This window comes from Pseudochelatococcus lubricantis, from assembly GCF_042432495.1.
Lineage (GTDB): Bacteria > Pseudomonadota > Alphaproteobacteria > Rhizobiales > Beijerinckiaceae > Pseudochelatococcus > Pseudochelatococcus lubricantis.
Window position 1 is genome coordinate 43,890 of the sequence record NZ_JBHLXC010000024.1, and the last position, 23,754, is coordinate 67,643.

Annotated in this window: 15 protein-coding genes and 1 tRNA gene; 4 read left to right on the forward strand and 12 right to left on the reverse strand. The window is 62.1% G+C overall.

Annotation, left to right across the window (positions count from 1 at the left end):
- Positions 1 to 130: 130 nt before the first annotated feature.
- A complete protein-coding gene (locus ACFFJ7_RS19425; protein ID WP_377594614.1) occupies positions 131 to 1,261 on the forward strand; it encodes a DUF2125 domain-containing protein in 1,131 nt (376 codons plus the stop codon).
- Here ACFFJ7_RS19425 and ACFFJ7_RS19430 read toward each other — a convergent pair.
- From ACFFJ7_RS19430 to ACFFJ7_RS19440, 3 genes are all read right to left on the reverse strand, one after another.
- Entirely contained in the window at positions 1,255 to 2,265 is a 1,011-nt protein-coding gene (locus ACFFJ7_RS19430; RefSeq protein ID WP_377594616.1) for a prephenate/arogenate dehydrogenase family protein, read from the reverse strand. The two genes, ACFFJ7_RS19425 and ACFFJ7_RS19430, sit on opposite strands and share 7 nt — an antisense overlap.
- The gene (gene hisC / locus ACFFJ7_RS19435) at positions 2,258 to 3,370 is read right to left on the reverse strand and encodes a histidinol-phosphate transaminase (protein WP_166955993.1); all 1,113 of its coding nucleotides are present in this window, start codon (positions 3,368 to 3,370) and stop codon (positions 2,258 to 2,260) included. The genes ACFFJ7_RS19430 and hisC overlap by 8 nt, the downstream gene beginning before the upstream one ends.
- A gap of 92 nt (positions 3,371 to 3,462) precedes the next feature.
- A complete protein-coding gene (locus ACFFJ7_RS19440) occupies positions 3,463 to 4,341 on the reverse strand; it encodes a chorismate mutase (protein ID WP_377594619.1) in 879 nt (292 codons plus the stop codon).
- Positions 4,342 to 4,651: 310 nt separating this feature from the next.
- Between ACFFJ7_RS19440 and metX the strand changes: the two genes are divergently transcribed.
- The 3 genes from metX to ACFFJ7_RS19455 all read left to right on the forward strand — a co-directional run bounded on the left by metX (position 4,652) and on the right by ACFFJ7_RS19455 (position 6,694).
- A complete protein-coding gene (metX, locus tag ACFFJ7_RS19445) occupies positions 4,652 to 5,818 on the forward strand; it encodes a homoserine O-acetyltransferase MetX (RefSeq protein WP_377594621.1) in 1,167 nt (388 codons plus the stop codon).
- Positions 5,819 to 5,824: 6 nt separating this feature from the next.
- A complete protein-coding gene (metW, locus tag ACFFJ7_RS19450; RefSeq protein ID WP_166955999.1) occupies positions 5,825 to 6,499 on the forward strand; it encodes a methionine biosynthesis protein MetW in 675 nt (224 codons plus the stop codon).
- 118 nt (positions 6,500 to 6,617) lie between these two features.
- Positions 6,618 to 6,694, forward strand: a tRNA-Arg gene (locus ACFFJ7_RS19455).
- A 152-nt stretch (positions 6,695 to 6,846) separates the two neighbouring features.
- Here ACFFJ7_RS19455 and ACFFJ7_RS19460 read toward each other — a convergent pair.
- The 9 genes from ACFFJ7_RS19460 to ACFFJ7_RS19500 form a co-directional block, all read right to left on the reverse strand.
- On the reverse strand, positions 6,847 to 7,788 hold the full coding sequence (locus ACFFJ7_RS19460; RefSeq protein ID WP_377594624.1) for an IS630 family transposase: 942 nt from the start codon (positions 7,786 to 7,788) through the stop codon (positions 6,847 to 6,849).
- Positions 7,789 to 7,948: 160 nt separating this feature from the next.
- Complete coding sequence (locus ACFFJ7_RS19465) at positions 7,949 to 10,723, reverse strand: phospholipase D-like domain-containing protein (RefSeq protein ID WP_377594626.1); 2,775 nt, start codon at positions 10,721 to 10,723, stop codon at positions 7,949 to 7,951.
- Between the two features lie 23 nt (positions 10,724 to 10,746).
- Positions 10,747 to 12,063: a hypothetical protein gene (locus ACFFJ7_RS19470; RefSeq protein ID WP_377594628.1), complete on the reverse strand. Its 1,317-nt coding sequence runs from the start codon at positions 12,061 to 12,063 to the stop codon at positions 10,747 to 10,749.
- A 35-nt stretch (positions 12,064 to 12,098) separates the two neighbouring features.
- A complete protein-coding gene (locus tag ACFFJ7_RS19475) occupies positions 12,099 to 15,410 on the reverse strand; it encodes a hypothetical protein (protein ID WP_377594630.1) in 3,312 nt (1,103 codons plus the stop codon).
- Positions 15,407 to 17,362, reverse strand: coding sequence for a trypsin-like serine peptidase (locus ACFFJ7_RS19480; protein ID WP_377594632.1), 1,956 nt, complete (start codon positions 17,360 to 17,362; stop codon positions 15,407 to 15,409). Before ACFFJ7_RS19480 ends, ACFFJ7_RS19475 begins: the two co-directional genes overlap by 4 nt.
- Positions 17,355 to 18,566 carry a trypsin-like serine peptidase gene (locus ACFFJ7_RS19485; protein ID WP_377594634.1) on the reverse strand — a complete coding sequence of 404 codons (1,212 nt, stop codon included), beginning with the start codon at positions 18,564 to 18,566 and terminating at the stop codon, positions 17,355 to 17,357. Before ACFFJ7_RS19485 ends, ACFFJ7_RS19480 begins: the two co-directional genes overlap by 8 nt.
- A 12-nt stretch (positions 18,567 to 18,578) precedes the next feature.
- Positions 18,579 to 19,370, reverse strand: coding sequence for a gasdermin (locus ACFFJ7_RS19490; protein ID WP_377594636.1), 792 nt, complete (start codon positions 19,368 to 19,370; stop codon positions 18,579 to 18,581).
- A 797-nt stretch (positions 19,371 to 20,167) separates the two neighbouring features.
- Positions 20,168 to 20,602 carry an HNH endonuclease gene (locus ACFFJ7_RS19495; protein ID WP_377594638.1) on the reverse strand — a complete coding sequence of 145 codons (435 nt, stop codon included), beginning with the start codon at positions 20,600 to 20,602 and terminating at the stop codon, positions 20,168 to 20,170.
- A gap of 227 nt (positions 20,603 to 20,829) precedes the next feature.
- Positions 20,830 to 23,649, reverse strand: coding sequence for a TrlF family AAA-like ATPase (locus tag ACFFJ7_RS19500; RefSeq protein ID WP_377594640.1), 2,820 nt, complete (start codon positions 23,647 to 23,649; stop codon positions 20,830 to 20,832).
- Between the last annotated feature and the right edge of the window lie 105 nt (positions 23,650 to 23,754).

Here is a 23,754-nt window from a genome sequence, read left to right on the forward strand (position 1 = left end):
TGGCGCGCTTCCCGCTCAGATGGAATCATCCGAGCGACCGGAAACGCTGCAGCGGCCGATCCCGAAAATGCCCGCTTTCGCGCCGAAGGTGCCGGGCTCCCGTTCGTTCAACAGATATCGGAGTGAAACAGTGACTGTCAGCCAGCCCCCAAGCCCCCCGCCCGCGCCGCAAAATGCCAATGACGGAACGCCGTCTCGCGGCACGGCGCGGCGCAGGAGCCGGCTCGGGCTGTTTCTGCCGGTCGCGTTCCTCGTCGTCCTGCTCGCCGGCTGGTCGTCATTCTGGTTCGTGGCCAGGGCGCGGGTGCACGATGCCATCACCATCTGGCTGGCGCAGGAAGCGGAGCAGCAGCGCAAATGGTCCTGCCCGGACCGCAGCATCGGCGGTTTTCCCTTCCGCTTCGAGGTGCGCTGTACGAACCTGCTTTTCGTTGGCACGACGCCCGCCGGCGCGGTGACCGGCTCCGTCGCGCAGTTCGTCGCCGTGGCGCAGGTCTACAAGCCGAACCACGTCATCGTCGAGGCGACGGGACCGCTGGTCGCCGATCCGCAGGACGGTGGCGAGCGTCTGACGCTCAACTGGCAGTCCTTCGATGCCAGCGCCATCTTCACGGGCAACCGGCTGGACCGTTTCTCGGTGGTGGTGGAAGGCCCGACCGCGCATATGGGCGACGGCACAAGCGAGCACCCGGACGGCATCGAGCTGCTGCGCGCCGGATCATGGCAGTCGCACTTGCGCATCGACCCGGAGCGGCCGCCGGAGGAACACGCCTACGACATCGCCTTCACGCTGCGCGAGGCACGCATCCCGGCACTCGACGCACTGGTCGGAACGCAGGACAGGGCCAACATCGTCTTCCAGGGCGCGATCACGGAGGCAGCGCCGTTTACGGCAAAGGCGCCGTCCGTCGAGCTGGAACGCTGGCGCGCCGCCGGCGGGCGGCTCGAAATCGAGGAGCTGAGCGCCGCCAAAGGTCCGCAGCGTATGCAGGCACAAGGCAGCTTCTCCGTGGACGAGCAGCACCGCCCGCAAGGTTACATCGATGCATCCATCGCCGGGCTCGACGGCCTGCTGGGGCGCTTCGGGCTCGGCGGCAGAAGCAGCCTGATCCTGGGCGGCCTGTCCATCCTGGGCGGCGGGAGGCCCGCGAACGGCAACCCGTCCGACGCGGGCCTGACGCCGCTGCCCCGCATCGACATCCGCGACGGACAGGTATTCGTCGGCCCGCTCGCCGTCGGCCGCTTGTCGCCGCTTTACTGACCCGCCGCCTGCTGATCCTTGCCGCGCGTGTGGCGGCCGAAGTCGGGTTCGGCCGTCTCCTGCCCGAGGTCGATGATGTTGCGCCGGATGGCGCGCGTGCGCGTGAACAGGTCGAACAGCGCCTCGCCATCGCCCCAGCGGATGGCGCGCGCCAGCGCCGCGATGTCCTCGTTGAAGCGGCCGAGCATCTCCAGCACGGCATCCTTGTTGTTGAGGAACACATCGCGCCACATCGTCGGGTCCGAGGAGGCGATACGGGTGAAGTCGCGGAAGCCGCCAGCCGAGAACTTGATCACTTCCGACTGCGTCACCGCTTCCAGATCGGCCGCCGTGCCAACGATGTTGTAGGCGATCAGGTGCGGCACATGGCTGGTGATGGCGAGCACCAGATCGTGGTGCTGCGCCGTCATGAACTCGACATTGGCACCAAGCGCCTCCCAGAGCGCCGCGACCGTCGCCACCGCCGACGGATCGGCGTTCTCGGGGGGCGTGACGATCGACCAGCGGTTAACGAACAGCGTGGCGAAGCCCGCGTCCGGCCCGGAATACTCCGTGCCGGCGACCGGGTGGGCGGGTATCAGGTGGACGGAGGCCGGCAGCAGCGGCCCGGCCTTGTCGATGACGCTCGCCTTGACCGAGCCGACGTCCGACACGATGGCGCCGGGCTTCAGGCGGTCCGCAATCTCGCCCGCCACGGACGCAATCGCGCCCACCGGCACGCAGATGATCACGATATCAGTGCCCGCGGCCGCTTCCGCCGATGTCGGCGCAACCTCGTCCGCAAGGCCGAGTTCCCGCACCCGCTCCCGCACCGCCGGATTGGCGTCGGTAGTGACGAGCGTTCGCGCCAGCCCGGTTTCCCGCGCCGCGCGCAGGATGGAGGAACCGATAAGCCCCGGCCCGATCACCGCCAGCCGCTCCACCAGTGGCGCGGCACGGCGCTTCAGCCCCTCGGCCACACTGCTCCCCGCCAAGCTGCGCTCGACCAGCCCCCCTTCAACCATGCGCCTGCCCCATGAAGGCAGCCAGCGCATCGATCAGGAGCCGGTTCGCCTCCTCGCTTCCCACGGAGATGCGTAGCGCGTGCGGCAGGCCATAGGCGGCGACGGAACGCACGATCAGGCCGCGCGCGGCGAGGAACGCATCGGCGGCACTGGCATCGCGCCCCTGCTCCTGCGGGAAGTGCACCAGCAGGAAATTCGCGGCACTGGGCGTCACCTCAAGCCCGAGCGCGCGCAGGGCGTTCGTCAGCCAGTCCAGCCACTGCGTGTTGTAAGCGATGGACGCCGACAGATGCGCCTCGTCGGCGAGCGCGGCTATGCCGGCGGCACTGGCCGGTGTGTTGACATTGAAGGGGGCGCGAATGCGGTTCAGCGCGTCCGTCACGCCCGCCGGCGCGTAGCACCAGCCGAGCCTCAGCGCCGCGAGTCCGTAGATCTTGGAGAAGGTGCGCGTCAGGACGACGTTCTCGTTCTCCGACACCAGCTCGGTGCCGGCCGAGTAGTCGTTGGCGCGGGCATACTCGGCATAGGCGCCGTCGAGCACCAGCAGCACGTCCGGCCGCAGGCCGGCATGCAGGCGCTTCACCTCCGCGAAGGGCAGATAGGTGCCGGTCGGGTTGTTCGGGTTGGCGATGAACACCATCTTCGTGCGCTCGTTGACATGCGCGAGGATGGCATCGACATCGGTGGTGAGGTTCTTCTCCGGCACGACGACGGCCTCGGCGCCCGCCGCCATGATGGAGATCTTGTAGACGAGGAAGCCGTGCTCGGTCAGGATGCCCTCGTCGCCCGGCCCCAGATAGGCTTGGGCAAGCAGGTGCAAGATGTCGTCGGAGCCCGCGCCGCACACGATCCGCGCCGGATCGAGCCCGAAGCGGCGGCCGATCGCCTCCCGCAACCGCGTGGCCCCGCCGTCGGGATAGGCCTCCGCATGCGCCAGCGTCTCCTGCGCGGCCCGCAGGGCGGCGGGGCTCGGACCAAGCGGCGTCTCGTTCGACGACAGCTTGTGCACCTTCGCGACACCGTTGGCGGTGCTGCGGCCCGGCACGTAGGGATCGATCGCAAGGACGCCGGCTTTGGGAACGGGACGGGCAGACAACGCGCTCATGACGGAAAGGCTCCAGTACTCAGGCGAATGACGCGACGCGCCATGATGATTCACGGGGATGATTCGTTAACCGGGACGCTCCGGCGATTGCCTCACGGCAGCAGGAAGCGGCGCGCATGGCTGCCGACCTCGGCTGCCTCCACACGGCCGACGCGCGCCTGCGCCAGCGCGTTGGAAACGGCATCGGGCCCCGTCTCCCCCGCCACGGCCACGAGCAGCGACAGTCCGCCCTCCACACCGGCGGAGCCGGTGATTTCCGCGCCGACGGCGGCGAGCGTCTCCTGGATGTCCTCGCGCCATCGCTCCACCTTGGCGGCGACGAGCACGATCTCGCGCACGGCGGCATCTTCCAGCGGCTTCGACACCACGAACAGCGGCGTGCCGGCCGGATGGTCCGGACGCTCGATGAACGGCAAGCGCGCGATGATCTTGGGCGCGTCACGGCCGCGCAGCGCCTCCCACCACGGATGGACGGCGGTTTTCTGATCGGGCCGGAAGATGCCGAGATCCCCCACCGAGCGCGCCACCGCCGAAATCACGGCCTCCGCGCCCGCGTGCGGCACGTAGGGCACGGTGAAACCGAAATGGAAACGCGCCGAATCACGTATCGGCGCATCGCCGGAGGACACGTCGGCATGCACGCTGAAAGGCGCCTGCACGTAGGTGAAGGTCGAGATGATCACGCGCCAGATGTTCTCGGCCGTGTCGAGCGGCAGGATGCCGTGATGGCGCTCCGCGAGACGGCGCATCATGTCGGCCTCACGCCCGGGACGGAACGCCTGCCCGGACGACTGCGTGCCCTTGGTCGCGATCAGCGCGTCGACGATCTCGCTGCGTTCGATCAGCAGCCGGTGCATCTCGGCGTCGATCCGGTCGATCTCCCCGCGCAGTTCGGCCAGGCGGGCAGCGCTGGTTTTCCCGGTCGTTGCAGATAGGCTCGCCGCTGGTGTACTCGCCGTTGAAGCGCTCATCCTCGAATCCGTCATCCCCTGCATCCGCGATTATAGGCGGAAGCATTTCTTGTAAACCGCGTCCCGCGATATGCAAAGGTTGAAGTCCATAAAAGGAGGAACGACAGGGGGCGACCGGCACTGCGCGGCGCGCGCTGCCGCCGTTCCCGCCCTTGACAGCGCGCGCGTTCTGTCGGACATGTTCGGAATAACGAACATGAGCCGCCCGTATATGAGCCCACCGATGCCATCTCAGGCCCTGAAGCAACGGCATGTTCCGGCGGCCGCTACCTGAACCAAACCCTTTCCTGCATTGGATATCGCAAACTCGATGACGGGCGACGCACTGAGATATGCTTCCGTCTCACAGGTCGAATCGCCCGACAGCCTCGTCGCGCATTTCGGGCCCGAGCGGCCGCTCGTGCTCGACAGCGGGGTGGCGCTTTCGCCTTTTCAGATCGCGTATCAGACCTACGGCACGCTGAACGCTGCCCGCTCCAACGCGGTGCTGGTCTGCCATGCGCTGACGGGTGACCAGCACGCGGCCAACGTCCACCCGGTCACCGGCAAGCCGGGCTGGTGGAGCACGATGATCGGCCCCGGCAGGCCCATCGATACAGACCGCTACTTCGTCGTGTGCTCGAACGTCATCGGCGGTTGCCTCGGCTCGACGGGCCCCTCGTCCGTCAACCCGGCGACGGGCCAGCTGTGGGCGCTGGCCTTTCCGCTGGTGACCATCCGCGATATGGTGCGCGCGCAGGCGATGCTGATGGATTATCTCGGCATCGGCACGCTGTTCTGCGTCGCCGGCGGCTCGATGGGCGGCATGCAGGTGCTGGAATGGGCGGCCAGCTACCCGGAGCGGGTGTATACGGCCATGCCCATCGCCACGGCTGCCATTCATTCGGCCCAGAACATCGCTTTCGGCGAGGTCGGGCGGCAGGCCATCATGGCCGATCCGGACTGGCGCGGCGGGCGCTATCTGGAGGCGGGCGTGCGCCCGGCGCAGGGGCTGGCGGTGGCGCGCATGGGCGCGCACATCACCTATCTGTCGGAATCGGCGCTGCATCGCAAGTTCGGCCGCCGCCTGCAGGACCGCGCCGCGCCGACGTTCACTTTCGACGCCGATTTCCAGGTGGAAAGCTACCTGCGCCATCAGGGCGAGGCTTTCGTCGAGCGCTTCGACGCCAACAGCTACCTCTACGTCACGCGGGCGATGGACTATTTCGACCTAGCGGGCAGCCACGGCGGCGTGCTCGCAAACGCCTTCCGGGGATCGAAGACGCGCTTCTGCGTGGCCTCCTTCTCGTCGGACTGGCTGTTTCCGACCAGCGACTCCCGCGCCGTCGTGCATGCGCTCAACGCGGCCGGCGCCTCGGTCAGCTTTGTGGAAATCCAGAGCGACAAGGGCCATGACGCCTTCCTGCTCGACGAGCCCGAACTGACGGCGACCACCGGCGGCTTCCTGCGCGCGGCGGCGCGCATGCGGGGCATCTGAAAGACCATGCGTATTTCCTCTCCTCGTTTCGAGCACGACGGCGTGCGTCCCGATTATCTGCTGGTGGCGCGCATGGTCGCGCCCGGCTCCAAGGTGCTCGACGTCGGCTGCGGCGACGGCGCCCTGCTCGACCTGCTGGTGCGCGAGCGCGACGCGGACGGGCGCGGCATCGAGCTGTCGCACGAGGGCGTGAGCCGCTGCGTGGCGCGCGGTCTTTCGGTCATCCAGGGCGACGCGGACACTGACCTCGCCGACTATCCCGACGATTGTTTCGACTATGTAATCCTCTCGCAGACACTGCAGGCGACACGCCAGCCGCGCAAGGTGCTGGAGAATCTGCTGCGCATCGGCCGCCGGGCAATCGTCTCGCTGCCCAACTTCGGCCACTGGCGCGTGCGGGCGCATCTTGCCCTCAAGGGCACGATGCCGGTGACGAAGAATCTGCCGGATACATGGTACGACACGCCGAACATCCATTTCTGCACGATCCGCGACTTCGTGGAACTGTGCGACGTCATCGGCGCCGGCATCGAGCGCGCCGTGGCGCTTCACGCCAGCGGGCGCCCCGCGGGAGTCAACGCCCCCTGGTGGTTCTGGAACCTCTTCGGCACACAGGCCGTCTTCCTGCTCTACCGCAAGGACGAAAACGGCCACCGAACCGCCCATCCCACCAACGAATGACGCCATGCATCACGGCACGCAGGCCGCAAGGTGTGGAAACACCAAAAAAGAAATGGCGCAACGGCGAGAAATGCGGTAATCGCATCTGACATATGTTCCCCTCCGCTTCGGGAACGATGCACCCGTAGCTCAGCTGGATAGAGCGTTGCCCTCCGAAGGCAAAGGTCACACGTTCGAATCGTGTCGGGTGCGCCAAATATCGCCGATTTCCCTCTAAAGCCGTCGATAGCCGCCAAAGCCACTACCGCAAGAAGAGCAACAGATGGCCCGCGCCTGAAAAACGCGTAGAAACGGCGGCGTTTGGCGGTGAAAAAGTTCGAATCGCCACCGGCTAGAGCATCGTGCATTCAGACGTATCCGGTGGCTTTGAAATAGTTTCGGCATTCGGCTGTTGAATAGAGGTCGCAGATGTCCCCGATAGCCTTCCATAGAGCCTCGATGGTGCGGATGGCGCGCGCTCTGAGATGAGCCTTCAGCTTTGAGAAAGCCATCTCGATGGGGTTCAGATCGGGGCTGTAGGGCGGCAGGAACAGCATCCATGCGCCGCGAGCCTTGATGGCTTCTTCGGCCTTCAGGCTTTTGTGGGCTGAGAGGTTGTCGAGGATGACGACATCCCCTTTGGAGAGGGTTGGGGCAAGCTGGGTCTCGACATAAGTTTCAAAGATGCGCCGGTTCATCGGCCTGTCGATCACCCATGGTGCGGTGAGGCCAAAACACCTCAGGCCTGCCACGAAGGTCTGGGTTTTCCAGTGGCCGAACGGCGCTTTGGAGCGCAGCCGCTGCCCCTTCAGGCATCGGCCGCGTAGGCGGGACATCTTCGTCGTGGTTCCGGTTTCGTCGATGAAGACAAGCCGATGCGGCTCAAGCTGCATTCTCGGCCGACGCATGGCCCACTCCGCGCGTGCGGTTGCCACGTCGGACCGATCCTGTTCCGAGGCCAGCAGTGTTTTTTTATAGCGATAGCCGTTGCGGATCAGCCAGCGTGAGATCGAGGACGGATCGACGACGGTTCCCTGCTTCGCCAGTTCAGCCACCAGTTCGGGCATGGTGATGTCGTTCTTTTCCGCCAGCCGGCGCACCAGGAAATCCCTGTGCGGATCGAGCCTCGAATAGCGCCAACCGCCTACCGGCTTCGGCTCAAGACTGCCCGTCTCACGAAACGCCGCCATCAGTTTCACGACGAAGGAGACCGATACCTCAAAATGAGCCGCCGCGGCATGACAAGACCCCCCAGCGCCGACAAACCGCAAAACGCGCTCACGAAGATCAAGCGAATAAGATCGCGTCATCTCAAATCACCTCCAATGGAAGTGAATCATGAAAAACGACAACGGGGAAGGCCAAACAATTCTATCAGAACGCACAGCGCTCTAGTAATCGCCTTTGACACAAAGAAGAAATCAAGTTCATCTAGGTATGATTTTGGCAACAGCTTCGAGCTAGTTTCGACTATGAGTCACGATATTCGGAAACGGGCATACGGACATAACCGGGCGGCGGGTGGTTTCCGCGCGAGAGCAGCACAGGCCGCTCGATACCAACGCTGAACGCGGATCTTGTTCTCGCCCAGTCGATCTCGAAGGCCTTGAGAAAGTATTCTGCAATCTCGCTGTCATCGAACAGCAGGCTGGCATCACGATTAGTCGACACGGCCTGATCGCTCCAGTTCTGGCTGCCGACGAGCACGCGCTGCCGATCGACGACAATACCTTTGGTATGAGTATTGGCGATGACACGCACGCAACGCACCACGTCCATCCCTCGACGGCGCAGTTCTGTGATATCGTCTTCGACGTCGCCCGCGCGAAGGATCACCCGCAAGTCAGGAATTTCCCGCGACTTCTTGATGAGGGCTTCCACAAGCTCGTCGAGGTTGCCGCTCATGCCCTTGCGGATCTTGATATACTGGTTCTGGAATACGAGTTGCCGTGTCGCCGAGCGGATCAACGAAAGCACGGAATCGGTATAGACCCGACCCCGCCGATCGGGGGTCAGGATGGGCATAACCTTGACCTTGCGGCCAGCGATGCGCAGTGGCTCAAGACGCTCAACCGGTGCTTCAAGAAACAGGTCCTCCGGCACATCGACCATGGTCTCCGTGGGAACGATCGCTTCCTCGCCTCCGCCCAGCTCACCGCTTTGATCGAAGTCCGCCTCGATGTGGGCCTCGAAGAGGCGCGCAAGTCGCTCGTTCTCCAGAACAATATGCCATTCGCGGTTGCCGCGCGCAATGCTGCCCTCGACCTGACTTGGCTGGCTACTCTTCGTCCAGTTGCCGCTCGATAGCCAGAGATGAGCATGATCGCCGACGCTGACCTTAATGTGATACGCCCTAGTGACCAGCTTTCCATTGCCAACAGGCACATAGATGTTTGTGAACCCATAATCGCGCCGCCATGCATCGAACGTCGCATCGCGGCGAAACTCGCCGGATTTTGGCGCCCCAGTCCCGGAATCGCGTGTTGCGGGATCGAGGACGATCTTCATGGTCACCCTGCCGGTGTCGAGCCGCTCCTTTACGGCGTTCATCACATGATCGGCGAAGAACTGGTACATCGAGCTGGTAAGGGTGCTCCCGGTCTTGCCGAGGAATTCCTGGAGAACATGAAAGCTCTCCTCAGGGCCGACATGTGCGACGACCGTCATCTCCTCATTGATCACGTCGAACCGGAACGGAGCGTCCCGGCGGCGAGCATCGTCATAGGCGATCGCAGCCGGGGCCTCCGTCGCTTCTGACGCCAGTCCCAGTTGCTCATCGACCGTCGCATAGCGCACGTCGACCGGATATCCCGCGAAGGCAGCGGGCGCGGCCGCGCGCACGGCTTCATAGCTTTCAGGCCTAGCGGCCAGAACAATCGTGTCGGTTCGACCGTTGAAGCCAGGTTTTGCCCGCACGACCCCGTCCGGTAGAACTTGAGACCAGCGTGAGACCGCCTCGTAGAGCGACAGAGATTCCTGCTTATGCGCGATAGGGGCAGGCAAAGGCGCACCGAACGACAGTGTGATCTGCAAAGGCACCGTAATTGTTACTGATCCGCTTCCTTCCGGCACTTGAAGTGCAGCGATCGCGGACGATGAGACGGCTGTCGCTGGGACCGCCGCCGCCGCAACAGAGGCTGTATCCTCCCGTGGGGCCACGCTTCGCCACCACTCGCTCCAGGGGCCATAGGCGGACTGGCCACCGCCCCGGATGTTGACGCCCGCATCGATGACCCGTGCGTCGCGCACCAGATCGGCGGCGGAAATGGCAAAGTTGGAATCCTTGTAGATCCCAGCAAAATGCAGGCCGACGACATCGCCGCTGTCCGCGCAGATGAGCACTGACCCCGAATTGCCGCCCAGCGTCGAACTGTCATGGCACCCTGCGCTCAGCATCTTGCCGAAACTGTCCACGTCGCGGCGACCGTTGAGGAGGCCAGGCTGAAAGCGTTTGACGTTGTAGAGCCCGCGAAAGACCTTGTCTTGAACATCAGCGCGGTTGCGGGGATCGAACGCCGGATAGCCGACGACGGCGATCCGGCGCGGGCGTGCGGCGTCCGGTTCGACAGCAGCGAACCACAACGAATCATGGCCTTCGAGCCCGCCGACCTCGACCAGCGCCATGTCGAAATAGGGATGGATCATAACCATCTTGCGGAACCGCAGCAGACCTCCCGGCGGACTGCCCACCTCTCGCAGGAAATCGACCCCTGGATCGATCCCCGGAAGGAAGGCGAGCCCGTTCGCACCTAGGCCGCTGGCGAAGAGCTGCGCAACATGGCGGTTGGTCATGACAAGGCCGTCGCCGACGACGAAGCAGGTACCACCATAGGCAATGCCCGGATTGCCGGGCAGCTCGACCCGACCGACAGACGGGATCGCCCGGACGAAATTGGCATGCGCCGGGGTGCCTGCGACGTAGTCCATCCATGCTGGGTGATCGATCGTGAAATCACCCGAGACGATGTCGATGGCGGGCCGGAGGTCGGGCAGGATGATCGCCTCTGCGATGAAGCCCTCGCGCGCGTCTAATTGCTCGTCGGCGACCGCCTTGCGTGCGACGCTTGCGACCTCGTCGGCGGACATTTCCGGGGGCACGGCATAGGGGACATAGTTGGCCGCTGCGACGCGCGCCGCCTCTTCGACCACCCCGGCTGATTCCGCCATAGCGCCCGACCCGATCTCTGCGGCGCCAAGCAGGCCACGCAAATGGCTTCCGATCGAAGGTGTTTCCTCGCTGCTCATCGCCTGTCCCCTCTTGTCTCCTGTCAGATCTGCACGTCACCGGCATCGACCAGCGCGCGCAGCATCACGGCCGCGCCGCATTGCTTGGACGCCGCATTGGGGTCGAACTTGTGATCAGCGACGAATTTGCCCTTGGTCCACTGGTCCGAAAAACTCCACAAATACGGGGAGTTGATGCCCAGCGCATGATAGCCGTAGCCGTTGAATCCCTCGAAACGGTAGAGGACACGTGCCAGGCTCCAGTCGGGCTGGTGGAAGAACCCCTCAATCTCCAAGGCGTCAAGCGCGCTGCTGTTCCAGTCGCTCGGCGGGTTCCAAACTTTCGGCCGCCCCTTGGGGACCTGGACCGTCCGGGCTGCAAGTGGATCGCCATTGTGGAGATGCCCAGTGAAACTGAAACTCGCTTCCATGCCGTGAACGATGGCGATGAACCACCAGGGCACTCCGCTCTTCTCAGCAACCGCCTCATAGCGCGCGCGGCCTTTTCGGATCTTCGCCACATACCAGGCGACCGTTCCCTTCCAATTGTCGAGAATACGCGCCCGGGCGAATAGCGTCTCATATCCGGCTTTCAGCGTCTCGAAGCTGAAAGCTGGCGCTTCCGCCGCAACGCCCTCAATCTCCGCGCGGGGCCAGACGGCATGATGGTTCGCCTGGAGCTGGGTCAGCGCGTCCTGGATAGCATCGAGTTGCGGCAGCGCGGGCGCATCAGGATCGATGCTGGCCCCCAGTGCCTCAAGAGCGCGTAGGATATCGGTATCGGTATCTGCCGCCGGGCCGTCGCCGAGCGCTTCTTCCATTCTCTGGACTGTCCAGACGCTCTCATCGTCATAGAACGCTTTGTCCGGCTTCACCGAAAGGTGGAAATGGTGATCGTGCGGGTTCTTGCCCGTATAGGACCGCCAGGTCCATGGCGCCACGCCGCCGATGGCAGACGCGTTCGCAATCCGCCGGTTCCAAATGAGATATTTGATGCGCTTGTCGCGGCTCGCGCGCAGCGCTTCTACGATCCGTCCGGCGTCGCAGCCCGAGGCGGGATCGTGGGTGATGTCGATCGCTGTCACCACACCTCTGGCGCCATCGGTTACCCAGGGATTATGATCCGAGGCGCGCGACTGATGCGCGGCATCCCCAACTATACCGTCGCTCTTCGTAGACCGCCCGGGATAGGCGGCATTGATTGCAGCACGCAGGGAGATGAGCGAGTTGGCCGGTCGCCAGGGCCGCAGAGCCTCCTCGATGACACCGTCATCTTCAAGCGCCGGTTCGAACAACATGCACGGATCGGTGTGACCGTCTTCATCGTCGACGATAGAATCGACATCTTCTGCCTTTGCCATGCTCCACTCCTTTCAAGCTTGATTGCTTCAATTCACTATCTGATCAATCGCCAATCACTGGGTCCGCCTAGAGCCTTGTCCCAAGCGAGAAAGGATCGCGCGACGCGCGCAGGGTTGCTGCCGGCATCGCCCGTATTGCCGAAGATGGCCGCGATATCCTCGCAGAAGATCGGCAGTAGGCGCGAGCGATCGGCATAACTGATGAAGGCGCTGAGCCAGGCTCGCGGATTCGCCGCGAGCCGTTCATGGAAAACGGCCGGTTCCATCTCCGCCGGACGGATCGTCATCGCAGCAATCGTCCGGTCGATGGACGGGCGCAGCGTCTCCACGCCCTTCTCTGCCGCGACACCCGCAAGCATTTCGCGCAGGGGACGCAGGAACTCGGCCGTCATGCCGCGCAGCAAAAGGACGCCGGCGGGCATGTCGTCACCATTCCACTGGACGTCGAAGGCTTGGCGGAACCGGAGGAATTGCTGATTGACCATCGCGATCGGCTGCCCGTGCAAGTCGTTGAGCTGCCGCTGAATGCCCGCAAGGGCATCCGCATTCGGCAGAGCACGAGTCTGGAGGACGCGATTGAGCCAGTCATGCTGGGTGACCGCGAACAGACCCGCCGCAAGTTCGCGGCTCATCCTTTGCCGTCGCGCCAGATAGATGCGGCCCTCGCCCTCATTCCCCTGAACGCTGGTAATCATCCGGGAAGGCAAAATCCTCTCGCCGGATAGAGCTTCCACCACCGCCAGCAGCGGGGGAAACGTCGCAAGCCCAGGCCCCTTGAGATAGTTGACGCACTTATTGAGCAGTTCGACATGCGCAGGCAACAGCTTGCCAGGGTCACGCTGCAGGGCGTAGCGGGTTAGCCAGTAGGCGCGTTCGATCCCGGCGTTGACGTTACGCGGCGAGAGGGTATGCAAAACCTCCGTAACGATGGCCTGGACATCGACGTCACCGCCGTCCCACTGGCCCAGATCCGCCAGCGCCTGGATCACGAAGGTCGGCGGCAAGCCCGGTTCGCGTGTCGGCCGCTCGCGATACATCGCCAGGGCCTCGGCCGCCCGGTCGTCTCCGACCAACTGGTCGCCCTGTCCCGGCTTCCCCAGACGGCCTTCGAGGTGGAAACGCCAGTCCCTGTCACCTGTTCGCGGGTCGCTGGAAACAACCTGCACGGTTTCGAATGCGGTTGGCGTTACCGCGCCCTCCAGCCATTTCATGACCTCGGTCGGACCATCATGGTCGCCCGATGGTTCAGCGAGGGCGCGCTCCTGCATCGACGTGCGCTGGCGCGAAAGCAGCAACGCGTCAATCTCGGACACCACAACGTCCGCAATATCCTCTGGGAACTGGTCGACCAGAGCACGCAAGATCGTGAGCGCCTTGTTCCCACGCGGAAGCGTGGCTTCGCGACCGAGGACACTGCGATGGAAAAAGGCCAGCGCCCAATCGAGCGGATCGCGGCGGCGCGCATGATAGGCGAGCAGAGCCTCATGCGTGCGTTCATGAAGCGCGCGATCTTCTGGCACCGCAGCGACGAGGGTCATGACGAAACGCCTCAGGTCCCGATTGAATGTGAAGCACCGCCCATCGGGCGAACTCCTGCCCAGCCAAGTCGTTCGCTCGATCCCGGCATAGATCCGATGCAGCCTTCGCCTGCCAATACGCCTAGCCCCAGCATCGGCCTTCTCCTCGACCGGCGTACTGCTGAAGGTGGGCTGGCTTTTGACCGCGGAATTGACGCCGTCGCTGTCGACCAAGGGGATAATCACCGCGCCGAGCATAGCCGACGTCAGGATCGGGCTCGCCATGGCCGAAATTATATAGGGCCGGACAAGCGGGTCGGACACGTGCGCGATCACGCGGCGCATGAGATAGGTCCGCGCGCTCTGGTGATCGACACGCGCTTTTGCGTGCGCCTCGTGAACCTCATTCGACAGTTTGGAATCGCCCTGCTGCAAGGCGTCGGCCGTGATCCGCAGCAGAAGCGGGTTGCCCGGCACTGCCTCGGCCGCTGCCTGCCGCAGGCGCGGGTCGGACAGCCCGCAATTGAGCAGCAACTCGGCGGATTCTGCAGGATTGAGTTCAGGCAAAGCCTCGGGAGGATTGAACGTGACCCCGATCTGTGTGAGACGCGTGAGGAGGTTTGGCGCATCGCTCGGGGATAAACTCTGTTCGGGCGGCGGATCGCGCCCGGCGACGATGAGTCGGATATCTCGCGCTTGGACCTCGGCGCTCAGAAACTCGAGCCAGTCGGCGATTCCCACCGCGGCTCGGACGGAGCCTTCCATCACCAGTTCGGCGGTATCGAGGACCAGCACCAGCGGCCCATCGAGGTTTTCGGGCGCGAGCAGCCCATAGAGAATCGACGCCTGGTCGGACACGCTTTCCGATACTTGGCGCTGCCCCATGAGGGATCCTCGCCCGCGCTCATGCGACGACCATCCGGCGAGCGGCAACTGGGACGCATAATCGGAAATCCTCAGCGCCGACGCTGCGCCGCGAAGCTGCGGAAGGAAAGAGCCTATGTGATCGCGTATCTGCGGCAGGCTGCTCGCAAGCTGTTCGAACAGCGCCAAGTTGAGCGTGATCATCCGCGCAGCATCGATCCCCGGCTCGTCGAAATCGATCCGGGCGAAGGCGACGACGCCCGGCTTCGCCAGGAGGGCGCGTTGCAGGAAGGCGAGCAGGGTCGTCTTGCCGCCACCTCCGGTCGCATGGACATAGACGGCCCGCAGCCCTGCAACGTTCTTTTCCGACGCGAACCGCCTCAGCTTTTCAAGAACCTGTTTGTGGACCACGCCCACCAGCGGCAGCGAGGTCATCCGCGCTAGGTCCCGGTCCAGCACCTTGCTGGCAAGGGTGGCATTAATTTCCTCCCGGTCGAAGGATTGGCGCCATCGATCGCCGACCCAGTCCCGGACATTGGCGAGCGCGCGCAGCGCTCCGTCGGAAAGAGCCGCGAGGTCAACCGGCTTCTCGTCGAGCGCGAGCCTTGCGGCTCGCAGGATCATATCCTGCCCGTCAGACCCGGTGTGAACGGAAAGCGCGCGTACGAGATCGCTTCCGGCCGCGCCCGCGATCGCTTGGCGGCGCGCCTCGACATTCATGAACCATTGTCCGGCACGCGTCGCGGCCGCGGTCTCGACCTCGCTGGCGAGCGCAGCGATTGCCTTGGCCGCACCGTCTCCGGCAAGCTCACGCGCCAAGCCCGTCGGCTCGACCCAGCCACGCACGGCGAGACACAAGCGCACAAGCGGTAGGGTTCCGTCGCTCGTCTCGGAAACCGACGACTGCTCGCGCGCCGAAGCGAACAGCGCCTTTAGGTTGATCCCTCCGGAGGCCTTCATTTTCATGACTCTAACTCCGCTTCTAGCGTGATCGCCGCCAGCGCGAAGAATGCAGTCCGTAGCGCGGCATTGACCGGAGGCTCATAGGGATGGGGCCCGAGGATCGGTTCGATCCGCTTGCGCAAATCCGCTGTCTTGAGACGCATGCCGCGCGCGTCAGCGAGAGCGCCGGCATAGATCTCGAACTCGTCGGCCGTAACATGCGCAAGCTGGATCGGCACCGCCAGGATGTCCTCGGTCGCCGGGTTGTCGAGCAATATATCGTGAAGCACAGACTGCTCGTCGCGCGTCAAGCCGATCAGTACCAGCCTGACCGCCTCCTCTGACAAAAGGCGAAGGATAAACTCCTGCCAGCTCGTGCCGATCAGCCGGTCGGGTCCGCCCTCCGAGCCAAAATCGATCGCGATCGTCCTTGGGCCTGCGATATATTGGCCGCCACCACGCAGCTGCGCGATCAAGTCATTGGCGTCGTTATAGCGGAAATCGGCCGCGCTGGTCCGGCTCGGCGACGGCGTGGCGGCGGCTGCCGCTGGGATAGCCTCTCGCGGCGAGAAGGCCGCGACCTGGGTGGGATTGATCTCGATATAGTCGATCCCGGACGGATCAAGCCTTGCCTTCAGGATCTGTTTGCAGAAGCTCGCACCCGCGCCGCGCTCGCCGCTGACGAAGCAGAGCCGCTCGCGCGGCGCCGATCGCCGGATCCAGTCCTCGAACCGGTCGCGGCTGAACCAGGGGTGGAAGGCTGGAAGACTGGCGGTGAGCGACGGGTCGGCTCCACCCAAAACCGCGCGGACGGCACTATCCCAGTTCGCCGCGAACGCCGGATCGGCGAGCCGCTGGCCGGCGCGATAAAGCTCACCGACCATCTCTGCATCCTCGAACTCGATACCCTGAACCACGACCCGCGACAGCATCGGGTCGCGGCCGGGGGGACTTTTCTGATGGTTACGGATGGCGGCGATGCTGATACCGCGATTGAATGGCTCGTTCTTGCCTCCGACCGGCAGATTGACGCAGCCTTCATGGATGCCGGCCAATTTGCCTAGATCGTTGATGCAACAGGCGCCTGACATGCCCTGAACAGCGTTCGCCTTGTGCAGCCAACGCCCTCCTCCCGCATTGGCGTTGACCACAACATCGATGTCGACGACGCCCGCGTTGCCGCCGGGATAGCCCGTTGTCCAGCATCTGCGTTGTGCCTCTACGCCTGCGGGCGGATCTACGACAACCGGTTTTACATGCTCGACACGCTGCGCCAGCCTGATGAGCGCATAATCGAGCGTGGGCTCGGGCGGGGAAGCAAGGCTGAGATTGAGCAGGTTCGGCCATTGACCCCAAGGTTTGGAAAACGCGACCATAGCATCCTTGGCCGCCGCGCGTACCTGAACGCGATTGGTCGTCGACGTCCCATCACGCGGCCTGAAACTGAAGATCAAGTCCTCGAAAATATGGTCGGCCCATGTCCGCGCATCGTCCTTTACCGCGCAGTCGAGGACGACATGAGCGGCGGTCAGCACCATGTCCGGGCGGACCAGGAAAGCGGTCCCCCGGAACCCCTGCGGTCCCACAACCATGGCGCAGGCGTCATATGCGTGATAGACTGCGAGCAAAGACTTCGGATCAAGGAAGCCCGTAGCCCGATTGATGATCGCCTGCATGATGCCGCCGCCACTCGTCAGCGGCAACATGGTGGCGATTTCCGCGGCGTCGCGCCCCGCGTCCGCTTCCCACTTGCCGATGACATCAGCGAGCCGGTCGAGAAAGCCGAACGACGCCGCCTCCAGACAGGCGGCCCGGATCATCGACGCTCCCCCGCCCGCGACCAGTTCCTCCCAAGAGCGCGCACTGTCACGCGGATAGGTCGATTTGTAGCAGGCCTTGAAATCATCAAGTGGCAACTTCGTCCATCCCGCGAGATAGACAGCCGGATCGAAAGACTGGTCGTCACCGTCAGCCAAAAGGCACCCCCAGCGGCTCCAGTGTCGCCCGTGCCTTAGCGAAAGACAGGGCATAGTTGGACTCCACGGTCTCGCCCCCAAAATGGAGCGCGAAACCGGGCGCGCCATCATCGAGCCAAGCTACAACCAGCGCGCCCGACGCTCCACCGAACGTTGTTGCATCATGTCCTATCGCCCGCTTGCCGATGTCCTCGGGATGCGTGCCGAGACCATGCCGAAACCGCCCCGGCGCAAGGCGCTTGATTCCGAATCGCCTGCGGAAGAGTTCACTCACGACGAAATTCCAGTCGACCTTATCGCCCTTATTCTTCGCCGGCTCTCCCGGAAATCCAATCAACGCCAATGAGGTCACTTCTCCTGTCGCATATTCTGAGCTCGGGCTGAGCGGCGAGACTGCATCGGGCAGGATAACGCCCTCGTCGAGCGGCTCGAGCCGGCAAACGGCGGCATCGACGCCGGAGAACACCGCCCCGGCGCCCACCGGAAGCCGCACCTCCGCTATCCGGAAGCGCTTAGTATCGAATGCGCCCGTTTCGCCCGCAAAATCAATCTCCAGGTTGCCCTCGACGATGAGGCGACTGCCATCTTCGCGCATGGCCACACCATGCAACCTGCGCGCCTGATCAACGACGTGGTAATTGGTAAGAACGAGCCGGTCGGCACGATCGATTAGCGTGCCGCTGCCGATATAATAGCTTGCGTTGCCACCCGCGGGCTGGATGCGGCCCACGGCGGCCGCAACCTTCTCGATCGCGTCCCGGGACGCGACGAGCGGCCCTTCCCAGCCGCCAATGAAGGGATCGTCCATGGCGACCCGCGATCCGCGCAGCACAAAACTTGGGCGACTACCATCAGCGATGATAATCGCCTCCATTGCACACAGCTCGTCCAAACTGAGCGCGAAGTTTCCGGACTTGACCTTCTGGAGCGCCGGCTCGGCATGCGTAAGCAATAGACCGAGCGCCTTCTCGCGCTTGAATTCTTCGTCGCCGCAGGATTCCGCAGTTGCCGGAGGCTCTGCGCCGCCACCTTCTGAACCTTGAGCGAGCATTTCGAGCTGCATTGTCACCCGATCAAGGATTGTATCTGGTGCGGAGGGGGCGGCCGCGCCCTCCGTCATCGACAGGCATTCGGCGCGCGGGCCGCCCACCATCTCACTCAACGCAAGTATCCCTGCGAAGGTCTTCGCTCGCTGCTCATCCATCGCGTCCTCTCCTTAGACGGACAGGAGAAGTTCGCAGTCGGCCATCAGTGGGTCGCCGGCTACCGCCTCGGCAACAACCCCACCACCGTCAACGAGCTTCATTGACCGGTACACACCCTTCTCGAAGATCAGGCGAACTGCTTGAAATGCAAAGACGAGCGGAATCTTGCCCTCGAACTTGACCGCCGTACTGCCCGTTCCGGTGGACGACACCTTGAGATTGCCGCCGACAGCGTTGGAGAGCACCGGCACGTTGATGCCGACCGCATTCTTCTTTTCATCAGTAGCCGCCACATTGAGCGATGCCGCCTTCAAGGTGCTGGTGACCACATAGACCTGGTCGGCCTCGAGCATCTCCGCGGCAGCTCGCGCAAAGGGACTAACCTTGGCGGAGGCAAGGAACTGATCTATCAGTGCCAGTTCGGCGGCATTCTCGAGTGTTCCGCCATATTCCATCTCCATCTTCGCCGCCTTGGCATAGGAAAGGCTAAGTCCAAGCGTCGAACCGCCGAGCGCCGAGATCAACCCGCCAAGGATATTGAGGCCAACGCCAACGTCCAGCGACGCAGTTTTAGTGATAGCGATACTGGGCCCAGACCGGTCAGCGCTGATCGCCGGAATCGCAGGACCGTCGGTCGCAGGTACGAACACCGAGGTCAAATCGCCTAATCGCTTCAGCCGTTTATTGTCTGAAACCAGCAATTGCGTTGGGTGCAAGTCGACCCGAGGCAGCTGTACGACATTATATCCGATCGTTTTGAGCGCGCTGAGCGCCGGATCCTTACAGTTAGGAAGAACCCCCATTTACCCCCCCATTTATATGGATATCATTGTCACTTACGGCATTCAAAAACGAAGCTCTGCTAGCTTAGAAAATTCAACTCTTATTCTGGCTTCTTCGGTATTTTCGACGTTCAATAAGAACACCGCCCGTTCGTTTTCTCTATGGTAGAATCACGCTACGCCGAATTGCAGTCCAGTTTTTAATGGCCTCAGTGAATACTACCGTAGGTTTTTGATTAGTGCCACTTCTATTTATTCAAGCGTGACTGCAGGAGTGATTTCAAAAATTGATAAAGCTTTGGGAAAGGTCAGCGCGATTTGAGTGCGACTTATAGGAGGGCTATGGCGTAGCTGTAGCTCTCATCATCACCCGGCGCGGCGCGCCACATTCCGCCGATTACCGCACAAAATATGTTCGTTTCTCTTTTATTTTCAAATATATAGGGCGTTCTACCAATTTTGACGTGTTTGTCATGAATGCCCTACCATTCGGCAAATCGAAAAAGGAAGCTCGCTGCTACCAACGCAAGGTCTAGATCGCGTGATTAATTCAGCGATCATGCGCGCCTCATGGGCGCGCGCTGCATTGTTTCCGCTAGCCTCCTGAGGAACGTGTCGAGCTCTCCATTTTCGAGCAGTTCAAAAGCGAGCAGCTTTGCGTCTGTCACACTTGAAAAGTTTTTCTTCCCGCGAACATTGTTAACGCGTAGCCTGAACTCGTCACCTGCGGGTTCAACTATCAAATCCGCGCCCTTCTGGTGAATACGAAACGTACCGTCATCACCAGACTTCCAGCGCGTGGATCGAATGAAGCGCTGCTATCGCGCCTCGAAACGGCGAACAGAGTCCATGTGGTTGCTGGCAAGTGTCGTATCTGTCAGATGGTCGCAGCAGATTTCACCAACCTCAAGTGAGGGCCACTTGGCATGTCGGACAAAGAAAACGTGACGGATAGACGTGCCGCATAGCTCGCACTCGCCCGAGGGCTCGCCCAAATCGTCGTAACCGACACACTCCCACCCCGTGAAGGGCTGCACGATCCCATGTTCACCGGCATGGCACCCCCTACACAACGTCTCGCACAGTTCGTAGGGATATTCCCACGGCAACTTTCCGGACAGATATTCCTTGTGGTGAACTTGTAGGATCGCCCCTTGCCGGCGGCTACTGCCGCAGCGCACACAAGCTCCGCCGTCGAGTTCGATGACCTCTTCTCGGAACTTCAGCCAGTCCTTGCGATGGTAGCGGCGCACGGCGTAGGTTTCCCAAGCTTGGTTCCCACGAAATATACTCGATTCTCGACCGGCGACGGAATAGCATTGGCCGTCACAGTCACAGACTGTGCGGATGATTTTCTTGCGATAGATCGTATATTGAGATTTTTATCGGATTACGAACTCGGTATGATATTGATGTCCCACCGTTTCTCCGCATTGTTGTTCGTTCGTGCTGTGCTCACAGCGAATGCAGCCGATTCACGCTAATATCCATACTTATTCTGACGATCCTTGAACGCCTTTTCGCCACCCTCCATTGTCGAGGTGATCACCTTGCAAATCAGCGGCGCATCAATCGCCCCAGCGCACTCGAACTGACGCTCGCCGGTGTCCTTTACATCAAGATGACCGACCAGTTCGGAGGAGCCATTGACCACGATGTTTGCGTTGTGGCTGGCAAAGATGAGTTGGCGGTTCTGCTTTGCGGTGTGAAGCTGGTCGGTGAGATCGGCAATGATTCTGTTGTCCAAGTCGCCTTCGGGTTGGTCAATGATCAGAGGTCCGCCCGGCTGCTCAAGAAGCATAAACAGAAGGGCTGCCGCCCTCTGACCTTCGGACGCTTTCTCGAATGAGATTTCGCGCATTCCGTCGCAATAGGACAGCGCTATTTCCGGGCGGGGTACTGCTGCCGCGATAGCTTCAACACGCGACGTGTCCATGCGTTCCGTGACCGCGGCCCGGATACGCTCGGTATCACCGAGAATCTTCAACAGTTCGGCGCATGCTGGCTGCTGCTCTCCGCTCGCCGCACCCATCTGCCGCCAATAGAGCAGCGACAAGCAATCTGTCCGGAGACGATCAAGAACGTCCCAAACCGACCCCGATGCCAGCGCCTCTTCGAGAGCCCTGAGGCGGGTAGCCTCCTGTGAACCTGTCTTGGCTGCTATAAGGTCCACCGCATCCTTGATGTCGGAGGTATCGCCCGCAATGTCGACCGCAGCTTTTATCTTTCCACTCGAAAGCTTTTCAATCTCGCTCGCCCATTGCTGCGTGCGCTCGGCTCGTCGGTCGTGAATTTGCCGGAGGTTGGCAAGCGCCTGGGTTAATCCGGAAGCGGGGTCGCCGTCCGCTTTCAGCTTTGCTTCCAGAGTGCCTATTTGATTGGTGAGGTCGGTGATCTCCTCACGGAGCTTGATGATTTGACTGGTGACGGTCTTGTGCGCGCCGAGTTTCTCAAGCACGCGGTCACGCGCCGTTCGCGCTTCCTTGAACCCTGTAGCCCACTCTGCCTCTGCCGTAGCTAGAACTGCTCGTTTCTCCTTTAACTCCTTCAGCAGTTTTTCGATTCCGCCAGCGAACGATTTGTAGAGTGCGACGTAATGTTGCCGAATGGCGTCAGCACCCTCTGCGTCGCCCGTCAGGTCGCGCTGGTTCAGCAGTTCGGATGCGGAAGAGTCGAGGTCGTCAACAATTTGGTTGGCGTGCTTTGACGCGAGAAGCCTCTTGGACTCGAAGTCGTTGGCTTTGTCGAAGCGGCTGACAATGGCCTGATCGTCTTCGGAAAGCGTGGGAAGCGTTTTTTCTAGGGCTTCGACACGTTGCCTGACGGAATCACGGGTTGTGGTCAGCTTGCGCAATCTGGATTGCTGCGCCCAATTCTCGACAAGGGCCTGAATGGCTGCCTTGATCTTGCTTTTTGCGGACTCGATGTCCGCCGCCAACCGGTCGTCTTCTCGCTTGTAGTCCGGATTGACGAATTGAAGTAGGTCGGAAAGCTGGGTCCTCTGCCCCGCTTGTTTGCCGATCTCCGCGAGTTCGCCCTGACTGTACACGACAGCGGGGAACAGTGCCCGCAGCTCTTTGACCGTAATCGTTTGGGTGGAACCGTTCGGATAAGTAATCTGCGGCTGATACGCGGTAGCCTGGCTGCGTACAATCTTGAATGTCGCCCTGTCCTGTACGATCGTGAGGGTTACACGCCCGCTCTTCGTCATAAGCGTATCGTTGGCAAGGTCGTGAAGCCTCTGAGTGCCGGAATAGTGGTCGCGGGGAACGTCGTAACAACTCCGGCCAAGGCCGAACGAAATGTACTCAAGGAAAGAGCTTTTGCCGCTGCCACGCCCACCGATTACAGCATTGAGTTCGGGGCTGAGCGGGAGCGCCGTGTGTTGAAGTATGGCGGAACCTTCAACCTCAATGCTGGCGATGACGAGCGAAGGGAGCTTCGGTTCCTCGATGCTGACGCGGGAACGGTGCCCAAGGAACGCCTGTCGGATGGCTTCAGCGGTGGGGGCAGCAAGTTTGACCCAGGCATTGTTCTGGCCAAGCGTGGCATAATCAGACGAACGGCTATCGGACGTCGGGAGCGGATAGATTTCGCGCACCGACCAATTCTTGTCTTCGCCTGACAAGCGACGCTGATTCTTGGTTCCAAGCGTTTTGATGGTTTGGCCGCAATCAAGATAGCCGCCTACATAAGGCATGCGGCGAAAATCAGCGTGTGCACCGTCCGTCAGGACTGTGTGGCTGTTCCCTTGCGAGACATTCGGCAGGACGATATATCTACCCCGCAATCCATCCAGCTCATCGAGCAAGCCCCCAATGTCGGCGTAGTTGCTGGTTAGCTGTGTGACAGTCGGACCTTTCGAGCTCTTCTCGTCAAGATCAGCATAGACTATCCCGAGCTTGCCCTGTGCCTGCTTTCGCCAATCTTCCGACAGATCGGCATCGAAGATGATCAGGCACTGCCTGCCGCCGCTTGCCGTAAGCTCCATCCCTGGAAAGAGCCATAGATCAAAATTGGGATCGGCCATCTTTCGGGCAGCGATTTCCTGCTGCACATAAGGAACCATGATCATTTCATGATGGTCCGTAAGCGCGACCACTTCCAGCACTTTGGTGAGGCAGTGGTTCACAAAGCCCTTGGCCCATGCCGCGCGCGCCGCGTCAACATCTTGTACTGTTGCCTTCCCGCCGGTTCCGGCCAGCTCCTCGCCTTGACCAATTGGACGTGGCCCCGTCCAGTTCGGATCACGCGGCGTGTGCACCTGGAAGTCGCACTTCCTCCAATAGGCAAATGTCATGTCTCCCCGCCCCAACCCTAATATACTCGCTGTTCCTTTACTCTCGCTGCCTAGGTTCTCGCTTGCAGCCTCATCATCGATTTCAATGAAGCCTTCCGCGCTGGG